At 41.9% G+C, this 18492-nt stretch carries 16 protein-coding genes; 3 read left to right on the forward strand and 13 right to left on the reverse strand.

Annotated elements, in window-relative coordinates:
• Positions 1-992 precede the first annotated feature (992 nt).
• Positions 993-4058, forward strand: coding sequence for a site-specific integrase (locus QL898_RS10730; protein ID WP_290176784.1), 3066 nt, complete (start codon positions 993-995; stop codon positions 4056-4058).
• A complete protein-coding gene (locus QL898_RS10735; protein WP_290176785.1) occupies positions 4055-4648 on the forward strand; it encodes a hypothetical protein in 594 nt (197 codons plus the stop codon). The genes QL898_RS10730 and QL898_RS10735 overlap by 4 nt, the downstream gene beginning before the upstream one ends.
• Positions 4649-4857: 209 nt before the next feature.
• Here QL898_RS10735 and QL898_RS10740 read toward each other — a convergent pair whose 3' ends face one another.
• Positions 4858-5247, reverse strand: a complete 390-nt coding sequence (locus tag QL898_RS10740; RefSeq protein ID WP_290176786.1) for a DUF6122 family protein — start codon at positions 5245-5247, stop codon at positions 4858-4860.
• Between the two features lie 264 nt (positions 5248-5511).
• Between QL898_RS10740 and QL898_RS10745 the strand changes: the two genes are divergently transcribed.
• A complete protein-coding gene (locus QL898_RS10745; RefSeq protein ID WP_290176787.1) occupies positions 5512-6009 on the forward strand; it encodes a hypothetical protein in 498 nt (165 codons plus the stop codon).
• Between the two features lie 125 nt (positions 6010-6134).
• Here the strand turns inward: QL898_RS10745 and QL898_RS13850 are convergent, their stop codons facing one another.
• The 12 genes from QL898_RS13850 to QL898_RS10800 all read right to left on the reverse strand — a co-directional run bounded on the left by QL898_RS13850 (position 6135) and on the right by QL898_RS10800 (position 18419).
• The gene (locus tag QL898_RS13850; protein ID WP_356639110.1) at positions 6135-6557 is read right to left on the reverse strand and encodes an ion channel; all 423 of its coding nucleotides are present in this window, start codon (positions 6555-6557) and stop codon (positions 6135-6137) included.
• A gap of 342 nt (positions 6558-6899) precedes the next feature.
• Positions 6900-8192, reverse strand: coding sequence for a hypothetical protein (locus tag QL898_RS10750; RefSeq protein ID WP_240216647.1), 1293 nt, complete (start codon positions 8190-8192; stop codon positions 6900-6902).
• Between the two features lie 147 nt (positions 8193-8339).
• Positions 8340-9173, reverse strand: a complete 834-nt coding sequence (gene tatC / locus QL898_RS10755; protein WP_240216648.1) for a twin-arginine translocase subunit TatC — start codon at positions 9171-9173, stop codon at positions 8340-8342.
• Complete coding sequence (gene tatB, locus QL898_RS10760; protein ID WP_240216649.1) at positions 9170-9541, reverse strand: Sec-independent protein translocase protein TatB; 372 nt, start codon at positions 9539-9541, stop codon at positions 9170-9172. The genes tatC and tatB overlap by 4 nt, the downstream gene beginning before the upstream one ends.
• Before the next feature lie 58 nt (positions 9542-9599).
• A complete protein-coding gene (gene tatA, locus QL898_RS10765) occupies positions 9600-9872 on the reverse strand; it encodes a Sec-independent protein translocase subunit TatA (protein ID WP_240216650.1) in 273 nt (90 codons plus the stop codon).
• A gap of 77 nt (positions 9873-9949) precedes the next feature.
• Positions 9950-12619: a copper-translocating P-type ATPase gene (locus tag QL898_RS10770; RefSeq protein ID WP_290176788.1), complete on the reverse strand. Its 2670-nt coding sequence runs from the start codon at positions 12617-12619 to the stop codon at positions 9950-9952.
• Positions 12620-12759: 140 nt separating this feature from the next.
• Positions 12760-13038: a DUF5676 family membrane protein gene (locus QL898_RS10775; RefSeq protein WP_057758573.1), complete on the reverse strand. Its 279-nt coding sequence runs from the start codon at positions 13036-13038 to the stop codon at positions 12760-12762.
• Between the two features lie 431 nt (positions 13039-13469).
• Positions 13470-13955, reverse strand: a complete 486-nt coding sequence (locus tag QL898_RS10780; RefSeq protein WP_290176789.1) for a DUF305 domain-containing protein — start codon at positions 13953-13955, stop codon at positions 13470-13472.
• 27 nt (positions 13956-13982) lie between these two features.
• Positions 13983-15197 carry a copper resistance protein B gene (locus QL898_RS10785; RefSeq protein WP_290176790.1) on the reverse strand — a complete coding sequence of 405 codons (1215 nt, stop codon included), beginning with the start codon at positions 15195-15197 and terminating at the stop codon, positions 13983-13985.
• Positions 15198-15222: 25 nt separating this feature from the next.
• Positions 15223-16923 (reverse strand): copper resistance system multicopper oxidase, encoded by a 1701-nt coding sequence (locus tag QL898_RS10790; protein ID WP_290176791.1) that lies wholly within the window; start codon positions 16921-16923, stop codon positions 15223-15225.
• A gap of 118 nt (positions 16924-17041) precedes the next feature.
• On the reverse strand, positions 17042-17686 hold the full coding sequence (locus QL898_RS10795; RefSeq protein ID WP_290176792.1) for a DUF411 domain-containing protein: 645 nt from the start codon (positions 17684-17686) through the stop codon (positions 17042-17044).
• A 139-nt stretch (positions 17687-17825) separates the two neighbouring features.
• On the reverse strand, positions 17826-18419 hold the full coding sequence (locus QL898_RS10800) for a cytochrome c (protein ID WP_290176793.1): 594 nt from the start codon (positions 18417-18419) through the stop codon (positions 17826-17828).
• Positions 18420-18492 lie beyond the last annotated feature (73 nt).

Raw genomic sequence — 18492 nt, forward strand, 5'->3', positions numbered from 1 at the left:
CTATTTTCTTAACGGCTTCTGCTTTAAATTCGTCACTGTAGGTTCTTACTTTCTTGGTCATGGTAAACTCCAGTTAATACGCTTAGTTTACCAAGTTTAGTTGTACGGTTTCGTCAGCATAGCTCAGTCAGCGATGAATCCAAATGTAATGAAGAATATCAATTTTTTGAATTACCTGACGAAAGAGTTACAGGATATTGGGATAAACAAATAGGTAGTGTTTTAGCCATAAGAGAAAGCCGCTTAACATCTATAGTTAGCGATTTAATCACTCAGATCAATTCTGCCCTTTGGGATAAAAAAACTCTCAATCCTAGATCTATAGTTGACCTACATAATATTTTTACTGATTATTTATATGTTCTGCTCTCGGTCTCAAGCGGTTATCGTCCCGTACGTGAACCTTTTGGTAGGCTTGTAGATATAGATGTTAGAACTAAAAAATATTTTATTAGCGACAAGGAAAACCGTCAACATACTCGAGGCAGATATATTTATCTACCTGATATAGCAAATCAACAGATTGAGCAGTACATCAAGTATTTAAAGAGTAATGCCTTTATTTTAAATAGTCTGGGTAATAGTCTAGGTGATATTTACTCAGATATTCTTGACAGTAATATTGGCCTTATTACTTATCTAAAGCTGGATGAAAAAACTAACACTATTACTGAAGTTAGTCTTACCAAAACATTTATTCACGGAAGACTGTCTAAAATTTTAGATCTCCCATCAAACTGGCATCGTCACTTTATACGATCTTATAAAAGCCTAGAAGTTGGAATCTTTTCTGCTAAGCCTAACTCATCATTATCTAATAGCTTCGGTCACGATGTAATTGGCGCTTGGATGGGTCACGCTGATGAGCTTGGTTTTGACTACTACGATAAGCACAGTGGACTTAGAAGGAGCGAGTTGCGCCGATTCTCTGATGAGCTTAATGGAATAATTAAATATAACGGCTTTAAAGTCATAAGTTTGGAGACTAGATAATGGCTCAGCGTAAATCAGCTATTGACCAGCGTTCAGAAAATAGACATAAGGAAACCTCGAAGCGTAAAAACTTATCCAAACGACTGGTCAAAGAGTCTATAGATTTTGACCAAATTATTGCCTCAAGTGATCCTCAAACAATATTTAATGCTATGTGGGAGCAGCTTGATAAGAGATTATCAGAAAACAAACACTTTCAGGGCTATCTTAGTTATGTAGAAGGATATAACGAAGCAGTAAACTGCTGTCAAAACTATATTGAAGATAAGGACATTGCTATTGGCTTTCCAAAGCTTATCGTTACCTCATACCGTCCAAAGTCCTTTAGAAATAAAGTGACCTTTTCTGAAAAAAAGCAAATATTAGATTTTTATTTATATTGGATGGATAGTATAGCTAGCAAAGCTTACGAGATTACTATCACAGATTTGATGCTATCACTGATTTTCCACAGTGCTATATTGAGAAAGCCAGTATTGCAAACGATTATATCTTGCATCAGTGACAAATCATTAACTATAGAAAGCATATTTGAACTGCCTGTAGTAACTCTCATTATTGACGACGATAGCTATCATACTAATACTTATAGCAATTCAAAAGCGGTGCATGAGGTAAAAGTCTTTTTATCGCCATTAACGAGCTATTTGATCAAGCTCTATGTCAAAGGGAATGAAACTAGAAAATTAAAGTCTAGTACTGATGTTCAAAATCTTTATCAAATGTTAAAGATGACAAAATCTCTTAGCCAAAATCACCTATCTATGACTTTAGAAGAGTTTTTGATAGGTGCGGTCTATGTTTTAGAAGATTATCTATTTTTAGATCTGCCAGAACATACTTGGTATCTACTACTTGGTTTGGAGACGACATATGGCCTGTCAATAGCTAACTGGCAGTCTTTAATCTTTAGCATATCTCATAAGCCCACTACTAAGATAGCTATTAACATTGAGTGTCACAAAGATGTCGCAGTGGAACCTAAAAAAGGCAATCCTACCATTACCGTTGAGATTGCAAAGCTATTGAAAACGACTAAAGATGGAAAAACCTCAATGGCTAGATTCACAATTGGTCTCAAGCAGCTATATGAACGTTTATTAACGAACAACGCTCCTTTGAGTGAGCTTGCAATCGTAGGTTGGTTACTGACGAAAACAGTGACTAGTAAAAAGGTAAGCAGCATGCGGACTCATAGCGGTGGTATTACGAATCGCTGGTTATCATTAACTCAAGGTGTTGCATTTGAGGATCATACTGAAGAGGATTATATTCAACTTTATAGCGAACTTATCGAACTTGGTAAGTCTAAAGACGCTCAAAATGCTATTGCCACTAATATTGATGAGATACATGCATATTTAGTTAATCATCATGGCATTGAACCTATTGCACCTTTTTCATCTACCAAGCGAGCGCATCATAGGACAGGCTATCTTTCAGAAACCATGTTTCAGGCTATTCTTAATAATGCTGACAATCTTGAAATGACTAAGGATGAAATAGAAGCGGTGAAGCTCGCTTTGATTTTAGGGCAGCGCTGTGGACTCAGGATAGGTGAAATAGTTAAGATTAGATTAAAAGATGTGGCTATAACTTCAGCTTATCTAGAAGTGCGTAATAATAAATATGGTAATAATAAAACGGGTTCTGCCTTAAGACGGACATTGTTAGAACAACTTTTAACAAATTCAGAAATGTCGTTTTTCAAGAGAGTCGAGCTTAGGCGTAGTAAAAGTAAAGGGGATACCTTAATCGCTAATCAAGCTGGTATGGCTTATCGTGCCAGTGATTTATCAAAAACCATATCTCAGTTAATTAAAACTACAACAGGACTTTCTCATCTCACGACCCATCATTTAAGACATAGCTTCTTAACTAATTTTCAATTAATGTCATTTTTGTATGATAAAGCTAATGCTTTTAATGGGCATCAATGCTCTCAAACTTTAAAAGACTTATTACCTTATGACGAAGACAAGTCTTGTAAAATATTGGCTTATATTGAGACATCCCTACAATACAAAAAAATCTATGCCTTAGCAGGGGTTGCTGGTCATGCCAGTCCTAGTACCACTTTTGAATCTTATGTTCATTTGACTGACATTCAGATTGGATTGTTACTTTGGCATATGGATTACCACCTAACGTCTAAACACCATGAATTAATAAGCATTCCTAGACGTTTGAAAAAGCAGTTAGCCGCTACACCTACTGCAGTTAATGACTATCTGCTTAACAAGCTCAAACTTAAACCACTGCCTAAACCAAAACATAGTAAACGACTAAAGAGAGCAGATAAAAAATCTACAAAGCCAAAAAGATACTCATTCGATGAAGTTCGTCAGACTCTAGAGGTACATAATAGAGAGGAAGATTTCAAGGAAAAAATGGATGTTTATAAACTTGATCAAAATACTTTTGAAATGTGGCTTGAGAATGCTAGACGGCTCAGAAACGATTCTGCGTTTAAAACCACACACGGTAATTCCAGATTGTTTGCCTCTGATGATAACAGGAGTTTATTACCAGTTCTCGATAGGTATGCTGAAGACAACCACATGCTCATGCAGATGACCAATAAATTTCGTGACTTATATAAGATAAAAGACAATCGAGAACCTATGCTTCAGTTTGTAGGGCTTACGCTTACGAACTCTCAATACTACAAAAATCATATTAGTTTTAATGAAGCTCTGGATCTATATAGTTATATACAAATACTGAGACAACTAGTCTTAAAGAAGAATATTAATTTAAAAATATACCATTATGCACAAGCTAAAGATGACGATAAAAAGGAATGGCAACCTGTAATGAAATTACTTGCCTCATCTCAAATAAAAAATTGTAATGTAGCAGATAAATTGAACGGCAACGTATACAAAAAGAAGATCCGTGCTGAATTATCACTATCTAGCCAAACTGAGCAGACTAGGCTTAATAATAGAGAGAAATCAAATCTCCCAATCAAGCAATGGACCGTTAGAACTTTACAAATTTTCTGTCATTACGCTTTCATTATGATAGGGCAAAGAATTAATTTAGGAGATCACAAGCCATGAATCTGTCAGCAAAGTCTATCAGCATTAACAATAGCACTAAAATTAGTCTTCATCCGTTGGCTAGCCAACTAAATAAGCTAATAGTGAAAGCCTACTTAATTGGTGGTCAAGAAGCCTATATTAAATCTATGCATACTAAGTTTGATTGTTATAACAGTGTACCTATTCATAATGTATCGTTAGTGAATAATGATGTGAATGAGTATTTACTCATTGGTGGTTGTTTTTTACCTGTATTTAACCTAAAAGATCTTAATAACAACAACACTATTTTCTTAAGTTATAAAACCTCTAAAAAAGACTCTAAGCCTGAGCATAAGAAACAAGTTAAGAAAGAATTTGATCAGGATGTGATTGACTTTATATACATGGACTTTATCCGAGCAATATCAATACTCTCGTTAGCTAAACCTGGGCTTATGTATCCAAGTCTTAAAACAATAACGCAAGAGTATAAAAGTCAGATATGGAGTGAAATATTCAATAGGGAATCAAAAACCCCAAAAGATTACATTTTATTAAATAACGTCGCCGATCTGCTTGATACAACACGTGGCACATTGAATAGTCATACTAAACTAAAGAAGTAGCGGTTAGTTCTTTCCGCTATGCCTGATTAGAAACAGAGCTATCTCACTAAGCTTAGAGTAACAAGCTAGACAACCTTAATCCTCGAATTGGAACACAAGCGATCTAATGCGAGGACTTATTCAGGATTGGATAGCGATATATCTACTTCTAGGAGTCATTAAAGAGATGATTTATGAGAGAGATACAAAGGGATGTATTCACAACCGTATTAAAACTTAATAGCTCTGCCTAACCACGCTACCAACTCACGGGCAGGAGCCTGACTCAAACACTGCGGACAATTAATATAGGTCATTATGCAGTCATTTAAATCAGTCAACATATGTAGTAATAACCCTAAACCAATTACCTTATAGGGCTTTGGTAAAAACAACATGCCCGCATATACTGCCATCGCATAATAAGTATGTAGCGGATGGAAATTAATACTACAACGATTGGGCGAAAAGATAGGTGTCGCTAGCAGATGATCTAAATCAACTAGCATGGTTGCTAATAGGATCAAATAAACTCGCTTATAGTCACTACGAAAAAACATATAGGCGATGATAAACGGCATACCAAAGTGTAGAAAATAATGGATAACGGTTTGAGTCATCGCTTTTTCCGATTTAAGAGGGTGTTTTAGAAAGTGTTCTAAGAGTATCATACACGATCTGAGGTATACCTTCACACCTGAAAGACAGGCGCGAATCCACCACCTGGCATACGGAAGTTGGTCATCTGACCGTGATAAACACGCGCAGCAGGTAACATGCTAATCTACCGTTGAGAGACGCCAGTAAACGGTAACTCGGTCTGGTAATGAGGAACGAGTAAACATGCAACTGTATTTATTGCTATGGCTATTTTTGGAGGAATTATGACTCTTGTAAACCAATCGTGCCGAGCAGCAGCGTTAGCTGTGCTTGCCCTGATGGTGTGGAGCGTAAGTTTCTTTCTCCATTTTTTTTGGGAGATGGCACAGGTACCGTTCTTCTCAGGCATGGCAGAAGCGAGCCACTGGGAGGTGGTCTGGCTTTGTACACGTGCGACCTTCGGTGATGCCAATATTGCCTTTGGCGCCTACGTGCTTGGGGCGTTGTTTGTAAAAGACTGGTTCTGGATTTCAAAGCAGTGGCTTCTGTCGACTTTATCGATATACCTTGGCGTTGGCCTGATTGTGACAATACTCTTTGAATACTGGGCAACTGGAGCTGGCCAAAGGTGGAATTATAGTGGTCTGATGCCTGATGTTCCGTTACTAAGCATAGGTGCGTTGCCGCTCTTTCAGTGGATGGTCATTCCGATAATATTAATCTACGCTGTCAAATGGATGTTCCTTGGGTGGCTGGTTTCGAAGCGTACCGAACGCGAGTAGATCGAGTAAAGACAACCACATTCTCTCAAAGCGCTTCCGGAACAGTCAACATCCATGTCCTGACCTGACCTGACCTGACCTGAGGTATGAAACTCTGCTCGATATATCGTTGAGAGGGCGTTTAGCTAATTTGAAAGGGGTTTTTTACCACTCATGATCTGAAGAACAAAGGTTCCGGATACTGTAATCAATAGGAAACCGTGGAAAGCCTCCATAGCAGTCATGAATCGTAGATGTCCGTTGGGCATGAGATCGCCTCGCCCAAGCGTTGTGAAGTTGACTAGCGAAAAGTAAAAGTAGTCCATAAAATTAAGATAGCTACCATCGCTAGATGAGGACGATACGAGGTTACCGACCTCAAGGTCGTGCACAGCAAACCAGAAGCCAGCAGCGTAGAGCAACGCCTCGAACGTATGGGCAAGTACGATTGAGCCGACTGCGACCCCAAGACAGTGTCCTAGACGGCGAGACGGCGTCACAAACTGTGACGAGAACTTTAACGCGCCGTAATGTATTGTCGTGCAGACAGCGATCAGAATCGCTGCCATTATGATTGCCAGAACCACTTTTTACCCTCTTCAAGAAAGTCATGTTATAGTCGAAGGAACGGCACAGATTACCACGCTCTATCTATCAACTGTAGTTGTTTCTTCCTATCGGTGTAAGCACAATAAGCCAGAAAAACTTATGCCCGTTTCGCCTCATAAGATAACGTATCCCTTTTATTCAGTATCGGATATAGTAATCCTAAGCCAATTATTTTGATGCAGAAAGTAATGAATAAAGAGTTGAATCATCATTTTTCCAGTTCAGCATGATATTTTGATTATTGCATTAGTACTTAGAATAATCCAAATAGTAAACACTGCTTAAAAGCCAAACCCAAATGATCACACTTGGAAAACAGGCGCAAATCCACCCCCTGGTGTGCGAAAATTAGTCGCTTGACCTTGATAGATACGCCCAGCAGTTAGTAACAGCTGTCCTGCATAGGTATAAAGACGTATATCTACTTTTTTGGTCGTCACAACATCATCGATTTTTATTGATCGCTCTGTAGCAGGTATAAAGGTCTGTGCAATATAATCCTCATCCAGAATGTTCTCAAAAACGCGTCGAGTGAGCTTGCTACCGCGATAGACGCCTTTGCTTCCATATCCAGCAACTGGCTTAAAAAACAATTGTCCCCGAGTACGCCATAACTCTGCTGCATCCTCTTTTATAACCATTTTGGTAGTTGGCACTGCCCTTTCTAGACATTTTGCATCATCATTATCTAGTCCCCACGACTGCAAAGTTTGCGGATCGGATAGTAAGGCTAAGTTGCGCTTATTCGCAAATATAGCATGGACATGAGGATTAGGCGTTACTACTACCGCACCCTCTAGATAGGCACTTTTAAGCACGGCGTGGTTAGGGTTTTCAAATGCAAAGTCGACCAACCGATTATAGATCATATCAATGGGCTTACCATGCGCTGTCAGCTTGCCATCAACATAGTTAATTTCAGACGGATCAAGTATAACGGTATCAATGCCCTTAGCTTGAAGTAGTCGGCAAGCCAGCTGAAACTCTAAATACATGAACTGACTTTTGGGATCATTATCGATAATAGCTATGCGATTAGGCATGGCAGTAGCCGATTGTCGCTGCCACTCTTGTATGAACATGTTAGTGACGGCTTCTTCAAAGCCATCAAGCATTTTAGTAGTATCAGCACTTTGCTCGGAAGGGTGGCAGCATTGTTTTTGTGCGCGGGCAAGTGCTACGTTTAAAAATGCGCCTCCAGCGTTAGTATTGATCTCAATAAGTTGAGGGCTATCGCTACCTAAGTGAAAGTCATAACCCATAAAGGCTCCTATTGGCCCTGGATCGAAAGCAGCAATTTTGGGTGCCCATGACAATACTTGCTGTTGGTAAGATGGAAGTCTAGCAGCCGACTCAATAGCTGCGACAATTCGCACCATTGTCTCTATCTCTGTTTTGGGGACAAACACCGGTGTTGCTGAAAAAATTTTATTAAGCTCATTAGCTCCTATTGGGTTGTCTCTAGTGTCTGACAATTGATTTTGAAGGCTAGTATTAAGTACTTTACGATCTAAAGTACGGCAATAGCACTCTTTATTAAGTTGATCTGCAAGATTGTCATTCACTTTATCTTGGTTATTGCTTAGGTGTTCCATTTAAATCTCATTACTAAGTTTAGTGGGTATGCTGATAAGGTTTAGAAGACAGCCAAAGTAAAAAAGGTATTTGAAATGTTTAAGATAAGGTTGTTTTTATAGTTGTTTTATAAAATAGTCATTGTGCGCCATAGCTACTTTGCGAGGTTAAACAGTTTTATGCTCTTCTTTGATTAGCACTTTTGCTAAAAACAAACCTAACTCGAACAGTAGCCACATCGGAATCGCTAGCAATAGCATTGAGACACCATCGGGTGGTGTAACTACAGCTGCCACAGCAAAACAACCAACAATGATATATCGGCGCTTACTCTCTAGACTCTGAGTGGATACGATACCGACCATTATCAATAGTAAAGTAACCACTGGAATCTCAAAAGTCAGTCCAAACACCATAAACAACTTGAGTGCAAAGCTCAGATAACTATCAATATCGGTCATAGGTATGACATTCTGCGGAGCGAATAGGATAAAGAACTTTAATACGCCTTTGAGTACCACAAAGTAGGCAAAGGCAACACCCGTATAAAATAGAAATATCGAAGAAAACAGCACAGGAATGGCAATTTTCTTCTCTTTTTTATATAAGCCAGAAGCTATAAATGACCAAATTTGATACAGAATATAAGGCATCACTACAAATGCAGCAACGAAAATTGTCAAGCGAATAGGTGCCATAAAGTTTGAGGTAATGTCAGTGGCAATCATAGTCGAGTTCGCAGGCAACTGTGCAACTAGAGGGTCTGATAAAAGGTTGTAGAGTTCACGCGAAAACCCTACCAATGCTAAGAAAACAATCAAAACGGCTACGCATATTTTGATGAGATGCTTGCGTAGTTCAATCAAGTGTTCAGTAATAGGCATATCACTGAGCGCATTCAGCACATTATCAGCCTCATCACTATGGGCAGTGTCTGGGGCTTTAATATTTGTATCCGCTAACTTTTTTTGTCGATTTTTTTGGCGTTTAAATAAGCTCATTCATTCACCTTTTCTATAGGTGAAGAAGAAATATTTGGCTGATGAGGATCGGTTGGTTGATGTGAAGCGTCTAAGCTTTGATTCTGCGAGTCTTCAAACTTTTGCATACTACCGCGCATCTCTGCTAGTTCACGCTTCATATCTGACTCAGTCTGACGGATTTTTGCAAGCTCATTTTGCATTTGTTGGCGCGTTTCAGCCAGATCAAGCTCAGCTTCTATTTCAGACTGTAAAATGGATACTGTACGGCGCAGTTTGGCATACCATTGCCCAGCCGTACGTGCGGCCTGCGGCAGTTTTTCTGGGCCCAATACGATTAAGGCTATGACGCCAAACAAGAGTAACTCGGAAAACCCGATATCAAACATAACAGACAAATATATTAATTAATAGGCTATTGAGTATCGCCATCTATAGCGGCGCACTTCATACTTTCTGCTTATTATCAGTGGTAGCAGGGTTGATTTCTATATCATCAGCCTGTGTATTTGAGTCAGTATCTGGTACTGGCAGATTGCCTTCATGACTAAGTGCGCGGTTTTTGCGAGTATGCTCGGTCTCTTCATCTTTTACCGCTTCTTTAAAGCCCTTTACCGCACCGCCTAAATCTTTACCCGCGTTTTTGAGCTTAGCGGTACCAAATACAACCACTACGACTACTAACAAAATCAGCCAATGTGTAATAGAAAAACTACCCATAACGATATCCTTATTTTTAAATTCTAATAAAACCCGTATTGGGCATTACGTTTTGACAATTTTTCCTAACATTCATATCACAAGTCCAACCTACGTAGTCTAAGCGCGTTAACAATCACCGAGAATGACGACAAGCTCATAGCTGCCGCTGCTATCATTGGACTAAGTAGAAGCCCAAATACGGGATAGAGCACACCTGCGGCAATTGGGACACCAAGTGCATTGTAAATAAAGGCAAAAAACAGGTTCTGTCTGATATTGCGCATGGTGGCGTGGCTAAGCTTATAAGCTTTAGCAATGCCCATTAAATCACCTTTTAGCAGGGTAATACCCGCACTCTCCATCGCCACATCGGTACCCGTTCCCATAGCGATACCAACATTAGCCTGCGCTAGTGCGGGCGCATCGTTGATACCGTCACCTGCCATTGCTACCAATTTACCGCTATCTTGCATCTCTTTGACGATACGGTTTTTGTCCTCTGGTGAGACGTCGGCATGGACTTCATCGATACCTAATTTATTGGCGACTGCCTGCGCGGTTTTTTCGTTATCACCCGTTAGCATGACGACTTTTAGTCCCGCGTCATGAAGCAGTGAAATAGCCTCTTTGGTGCTTGGTTTAATAGGGTCAGCAACTGAAATAATACCAGCAGCTTTACCATCTATAGCCACAAACATTACCGTTTCACCGTCTTTTCTACGGACATCAGCTTTAATGGACAGCTCATTATCAAAACTATTTAGGCTTTCCATAAGCTTAGAGTTACCAATAGCGACTTTCTTACCATCGACCACGGCTTGTACGCCTTCGCCAGTAGTCGAATTAAAGTCAGTAGCTTTAGGAATAATGAGTGATCTTTCTTGAGCCGCTCTAACGATAGCTTCTGCTAAAGGATGCTCGCTTGCACTTTCTACTGCGGCTACCAATGCGAGGAACTCGTCTTCATCTTGACCTACCTGCGCGTCAATTGCAGTAAGCTCGGGCTTACCAGCGGTCAGTGTTCCGGTCTTGTCGACGACAATAGTATCGACTTTTTCCATACTCTCTAACGCTTCAGCATTTTTGATAAGCACGCCATTCTGAGCACCCTTGCCAGTACCGACCATAATCGACATAGGTGTGGCGAGTCCTAAAGCACAAGGGCAAGCGATGATTAACACTGCAATAGCGTTGACCAGTGCAAAGGCCATAGCGGGCTCAGGGCCGAATATCGCCCAGACAATAAAGGTAATGACGGAGCAGATAAGCACGATCGGTACGAACCACCCAGCTACCTTATCTACCAATTTCTGTATAGGTGCGCGGCTACGCTGAGCTTCGGCAACCATTTGTACAATTTTGGATAATACCGAATCTGCTCCAACATTGACCGCTTCGACCAATAGCGTTCCAGTGCCATTTACCGTACCGCCAGTAACCGTATCTCCTTGTGCTTTTGACACAGGGATTGGCTCACCCGTTACCATTGATTCATCAACATTACTATTGCCATCGATCACTGTACCATCTACGGGTAGTTTCTCACCCGGTTTAACCCGTAGCTTATCGCCAGTGACGACCTCATCAAGCGAGACTTCGACTTCGTTGCCATTTTCATCGACACGTCTTGCAGTCGGCGGTGCGAGCTCAAGCAATGCTCGAATCGCGCCTGAAGTTTGACTTCTGGCTTTGAGCTCTAATACTTGACCCAAAAGTACTAAGGTTACAATGACAGCTGCCGCTTCGTAATACACACCGACTTGACCATTAGCGTCTCTGAAACTGTCTGGGAAAATATTGGGAAAAAAGGTCGCGACAATACTAAAAATATAAGCAGCGCCTACGCCTATCGCAATCAAAGTAAACATATTGAGATTGCGGCTTTTTATAGACTGCCAACCACGGACAAAAAACGGGGCGGCGCCCCAAAGCACGACAGGGGTCGCAAGCACTAACTCAGCCCATTGTAAGATCTGTGATGAGATACCATACTGACTGAAATTAACTACGTTTACGTCAAACATACCGCTCATCACATATATTAATAGCGGTACAGTCAGTACTGTACAAACCCAGAATCGACGAGTCATATCATCGAGCTCTGAGGTATCTTCTTCACCGATAGTAAGCGTTTCAGGCTCAAGTGCCATGCCGCATATTGGACAGCCACTATTCTCAACATCTCTGACTTCAGGGTGCATAGGACAGGTGTAGACCGTGCCATCATAATCAGCAGGAACTTTGTCGTATTTACCGCCTTTGATAGATTTTACATCAGTGCTGTTAGAAGTATCCTTTCCATGACAGTGTGCATGACTGTCTTCATCAGTAACCTCGTTCTCAGGTTTGAGAAACATACCGCATATTGGGCAATCGCTTTTTTCCACATCTCTCACTTCTGGATGCATAGGACAGGTATAAACGGTTCCGCTATAATTTTCAGGTACTTTGTCGTAATTACTCTCTTTAGTAGGATGGGCATCGGTATTTGACATGCTATGGCAGCTTGCATGGTCATCTTTCATTGCTACCATCTCGGCAACAGTGTCTTCAGGTTTAAGAGACATTTTGCATATGGGACAGCCTCTATCTGTAATGTCTCTGACTTCCGGATGCATCGGACAGGTATAAATGGTTCCACTGTAGCAAGTTGGCACCTTATCGTAAGTGGTATCTTTATTAGATTCTATGCCTGTATTCGCTGTACTGTCACAGCAATCAGGGGCTTCGCTGTCCGAAGTATTTTTTGTCGTATCGTGTTTCATGACTATGTTCCCGTTATTGATTGCAATGATAGTTTAGGGCTAAGTCGCTAGCTTTTGATCCCATTCAAGATTGGTGCACTGTTCGTCTTTCTCAGCATAGCTGACCTATCTGAGCCGAAGATTCAATGGCTACGCTAGACTCATCCTGCTTTAGCAAACCAGCGATATAGCGGTACAAACACAATCGCAAAATACCAACCATAAAGATAGGATTCGACAAATCCAATTAGGAAACCTGACCATGTCAGCCATTCAAAACCAGGTAGCAGCGGTGCCCAAGCCTCATGCATGCTTATCTGCTCAGGTGCGAGTAGGCCAAAGCCTATGCACAAGAGATAGCTAATGAGCAGAAACAGAGAAACGCTATTGCCCACAGGACCAATTCTTAAAGTATTCGCTTTTGAATTCAATTCGTTCATCTTGACTCTCCTTGGTGGATGCTATACACCGCTTTCGTCACTACCAAACAACGGTATGGTATATGACCCGAGCATCCGAGCCAGAAAGCTTTGCGCAATAATTATAGAAAATTACATCAGTAGAGCATTAAAACCGGTCGTCAAACAGTCTCCATATACTTGATGCAAGTACGTCGCAGCACCGCCAGCTGACGGGTAAGCGTTAGAGATTTTGATATAGGAGTAAGCACTAAAAGAGACAACAATTGCAGCAGCCAGAAGGCCAGTAGGGAAAGTGAACCATGCATACTCAGCCTTTTATTGCTTTTTCATGAGCAATGTTTTGATTCTGTAGTGAAAGTAGCTTTGAATAAAAAGACCTATATGCTTAAGTCTATTATTTGATAGACCATTATTTTATTTGTTTAAAATATTCCTATCAGTATAGATCGTTATTCAAGCTCATCAATCAATTGCTTCATCTCAGCGATTTCACGCTTTTGCGCTTTAATAATATCGTCAGCAAGCTTTTGTACACGCGGATCTTCAATATCAGCGCGACTACTAGTGAGAATGGCAATCGAGTGATGCGGTATCATCGCTTGCATCCAATCGACTTGATCGACAGTTGCTTGTGATCTAACACCCCAAATACCAACAGCAAACATCAATACGCTTAGACCATAGATCATTAAATTGACTTTGGTCTTCTTATACATATTCGTCATAAATGCCAACATGACCACTGCCATACCGGCACCCATGTAGAGCGCCATGTAAGCTCGGGTTTCACTAAAATAAATATGATCCCATTCATAAGTATTGAAATACATCATGATGTACATCACAATCGTAGACGTCACAATCATCAGAGTGAACTTTACATAAGGGTTCATGCCCTGTTGATGATCCATGGTGTTTTGATCTGAAGCATTCATAGTATATCCCCTATTATTTTAATAATATTAGAACCAGAATTTGACCCCCGCAGTCAAACTACTGCTATCAACCGATTCATTTTCTTGACGTCGTTGACCACGAGCCTTGCCAAGCGCTGTCTCATAACTCACACCGATGTAAGGCGCGAGTTGGCGACTGAATGTCTCATAAGTCAGCCTAACCTCGGCTTCCATTTCATTAAAGCCCTTGGTAATGCCATTATCATGGTCATCTTTACTAAAGGCAGTCAGTCCCACCTCCGGTATGACCACCCAATGCTGATCCAAACGCCATTCGTACTCTGCGCCTAAATCAAGACGAAGTTGACCATCGGTATATAAATAGGCTCTCGCATCTGTTTCGATAAAATACGGCGCGGTACCGACAATACCTGCCATAAGGGCAGCGTTATCGTTTTCAGTATCGTAAGCGACACCAGCTTCACCATTCCAGAAAATGCTCAGTGGTTTCCAATAAGCAAGCGAGCTCAAGCTATCGATTTCTTTATCATCTTTAGTCTGAGCACTACCTTCCGTGCGTAGCCTGATACGATTACTGTCAGTACCATACCAACCCGTCGCCTCGAAGTTGATTTGATCCTCATCAAACTGATAGCCCAAGTCGTCTACTGATACTCCCCATAATGGCATGCTGCCCATCATCATTGGCTTACCATACTGCCCGTAGGGAACCCCATTTGAATAGTCTGGACTACGAGCATCGGCTGGCGGCTGCCCGCCTTGCATCCCAGACATATCCATGCCGCTGTGATCCATGCCTGACATATCCATACCGCTGTGATCCATGCCTGACATATCCATGCCGCTGTGATCCATGCCTGACATATCCATACCGCTGTGATCCATGCCTGACATATCCATACCGCTGTGATCCATACCAGACATATCGCCCGACATGTCCATGCCACTGTGATCCATACCAGACATGTCGCCCGACATACTCATACCGCTATGATCCATATCAGACATATCGCCCGACATGTCCATGCCACTGTGATCCATACCAGACATATCGCCCGACATATCCATGCCGCTGTGATCCATATCAGACATATCGCCTGACATGTCAATGCCACTGTGGTCCATACCAGACATATCGCCTGACATATCCATACCGCTATGATCCATACCAGACATATCAGCAGCCGTTGCAAACGATGATGTGAGCAAGACTAGCGATGACAAACCAATGAATGGCAGATTTTTCTTAGATATTTTCATAATAAGCCTCATATTCGAAGGTTTGTTAAACGACGGCAACTTCTCTGAACATACCGGCTTCCATGTGATAAAGCAGATGGCAATGCCATGCCCATCGTCCAACTTCACCCGTCACATCGAAGCTAATCTTTTGCGCTGGCTGCACCACAATCGTATGCTTACGTACCTGAAAGTCTCCAGATGGGGTTCGCAAGTCGCTCCACATACCATGCAGGTGCATCGGATGGTTCATCATGGTGTCATTGACTAAGGTAATGCGTACGCGCTCGTTAGGTTTAATATTGACAGGCGTTGCATCCTTAAACATGACACCATCTAACGCCCAAATATAGCGTTCCATATTGCCAGTCAAATGTAATTCGATCTCTCTAGTAGGTTTGCGCTGCTCTGCCAGTACTTGCTCATCCACGGAGCGCAATTGGTCATAAGTCAACACCTTTCTATTAATATCACGCAGGTTAATACCGGGGTCATCGAGGTTCATACGTGGACTGTCGACACGCATATCAGATTTAAAGTCGTACTCGGTCTTAGCGTGCTTTGCTTTGTAGCCTTTGTCACCCATAGCCCCCATCATATCAGCCATGGTCAGCCATTCGATCTTATCCATAGCAGGTATTGCAGCACGAGCGCCTTTTTTGGTCGCAAGCGTGGTCGCGACATAGCCCGAACGATCAATGTTTTGGGCAAATATGGTATGTGCATCTTTGGTCGGCGTGACGATGACATCATAAGTCTCAGCCACCCCAATGCGGAAATCATCAACATCGACAGGCGCGACATCATTACCATCCGTTGAGACGACTGTCATCTTCAGACCCGGTATACGCACATCGAATATCGTCTGCGCCGAGCCATTGATAAAGCGCAGTTTGACGGGCTGTCCCGCTTTCACTAGCTGTGTCCAATTGGCGGCGGTGGTTTTACCATTCATAAGGTAAGTGAATGTCTTCTCACCAGACAGATCCGTAAAATCTGTCGGCATCATGCGCATCTTATTCCACATTTTGCGCTTGTCATAAGCGGCTTCTAAATCTGTTGCGGCAATATCAGACAATAGCTTTTTAAAATCTGGCAAGTGGTAGTTATCAAAGTCAGCGCGCTGCTTTAATAGCTTTAGCAAGTTATGCGGATCACGATGTGTCCAATCACTCAATAAAATCACGTGATCTTCGGCGACTGGATGACGTTCGCGGCCTTTAGGCTCAATGACGATAGCGCCGCGCATTCCAGTTTGCTCTTGAAAGCCAGTATGGGAGTGATACCAATACGTACCCGATTGAATGAGTTTGAATTTATAGGTAAAGGTACTGTTCGCAGGAATACCATCAAAGCTGATACCTGGCACCCCATCCATCTCAAATGGGACGAGCAAGCCATGCCAGTGAATAGAGGTCGACTCATTCATCTGGTTATGGACACGGATGGTCACGGTATCGCCTTCTTGCATCTTTAGCGTTGGCGCTGGCAGCGAGTCATTGATGAGGGTTGCCATACTCGACTTGCCATTGACAGTAACGGGCTTCTTGCTGACATACAGGTCAAACTCATTACCGGTTAGGATAGGTACGATATGGTCAGATTTATCACTGTTGACGGCTACGTTTTGTTGACCTTTACCGAGCGCACTATTGGCAATAGATGGCAGTGTGGATAGCATGGATGCCCCTAATAGAGTAGAGGACCCTGTCAAAAAACGCCTGCGGTTAAGCATATTCTTGTTCATAATTATTTACCTAACTTAATCCATGAAATGGGAGTTGAGTCTATATATTTATCAGTCAAGCTTATGTCTTCGACAGCCCATTAGTAGAGCTGGATAAGCTATTTAAACGTCACTCAAACTATAATTGCTGCTGCGGTGACTCAATGGTTGCATAAATGGCTGTTGAGCCATCTTTGTTAAGCTGCATCACTTTATACGGCATAAATTTATCTTGATATTCCATACCAGGGCTACCAACTGGCATCCCAGGTACGGCAAGACCGATCGCATCACTTGGTGGGTTTTTTAGGAACTGTGCCATATATTTGGCAGGGACATGACCTTCAAATACGTAGCCGTCAGTAGTGACAGCGGTATGACAAGAGCGCATCTGCTGCGGTACGCTGTAGCGCTCTTTAAACAAGGACAAATCTTCGACGTTCTGTGCGGTTGCATTTAGGCCATGACCTTCGGCATAACCGACCCATTCTTTACAGCAGCCACAATTGGCATCTTTATAAACGGTGACTGAGATATTTTTTAGGATAGTTGGCTGGGTGTCTGAATGAGCACTGACAGGCATTATTTCCGCTTGTGGTTGCTCTACTAGAGCGGTTTGCGTAGCGGTAGTTGGCTCAGTCGCTGGTTTTGAGTCAGCAGTAGTGGCGTTAGGTTGACTACAAGCGGCAATCGTTAACGATAATGGTAATACCACAATCGCTGAGAGCACACGGCCAGATATCAGATTATGTTCATTAATAAATCTATTGGTATAGCGTCTCATAAAACCACTCCTGAGCGTCTATCTGACGATCACATTTATAAAAATTAAAGCCGTAACACTGACCAAAGTAGTACTGGTAAAGCTTAAAACTCAAATCGCAAAAAGCAGCACTATTGAGCACTGCATCTCTTACGAAAAATCAATGTTGCATTCCGGATCCATCACCTGACATATCCATCTCACCATCAAATGACATATCTAACATATCGTCGTCCAACCTAGTCGTTAGCATCGTGTACTGAGCTTCATCTAATTCAGGTAACGATCTAATGAAAGCCACCATTGCCCACATTCTATCATCGTCGTGAGAGGCACCCCATGCTGGCATTCCGGACGCCATGATCCCGTGCTTAATCGCCCAAAAACCTTGCTGTGCGCCAGCTTCTGCTTGATAGCGCTCAACCACATCAGCGTTGGTAAAGTTGGGCGGTTTAGGGTATAGACTTGCGCTAAAGTCAGTGCTTTCTACCCCAGGAGATAAGTGACAGCCTGCACACATGTCTTTGTAATCCGCACCACCTGTACTGATCATATCTACTTTTTCTAGGTTTGGAACGATGATGTCCTTGCTAGCATTCGCTATTGAACGTGTGCGGGCAGTCTCTAAAAACTTGTAAACCAGTGGACTATGGGCTTGATCAGCGCCAATATTTATCACACCACTAGTCACTACCACAAAAACACCTACAATAGCGACAAAGACAGCAAAGAGTATTCCTAGTAAAAACTTCATAGGCTCATCCTAAAAATCCATTTTTATTAATACCCGATTACCCTTTGATAAAAATTACCTAACAATAATCACG

This window comes from Psychrobacter sp. APC 3279 (genome assembly GCF_030407795.1).
Lineage (GTDB): Bacteria > Pseudomonadota > Gammaproteobacteria > Pseudomonadales > Moraxellaceae > Psychrobacter.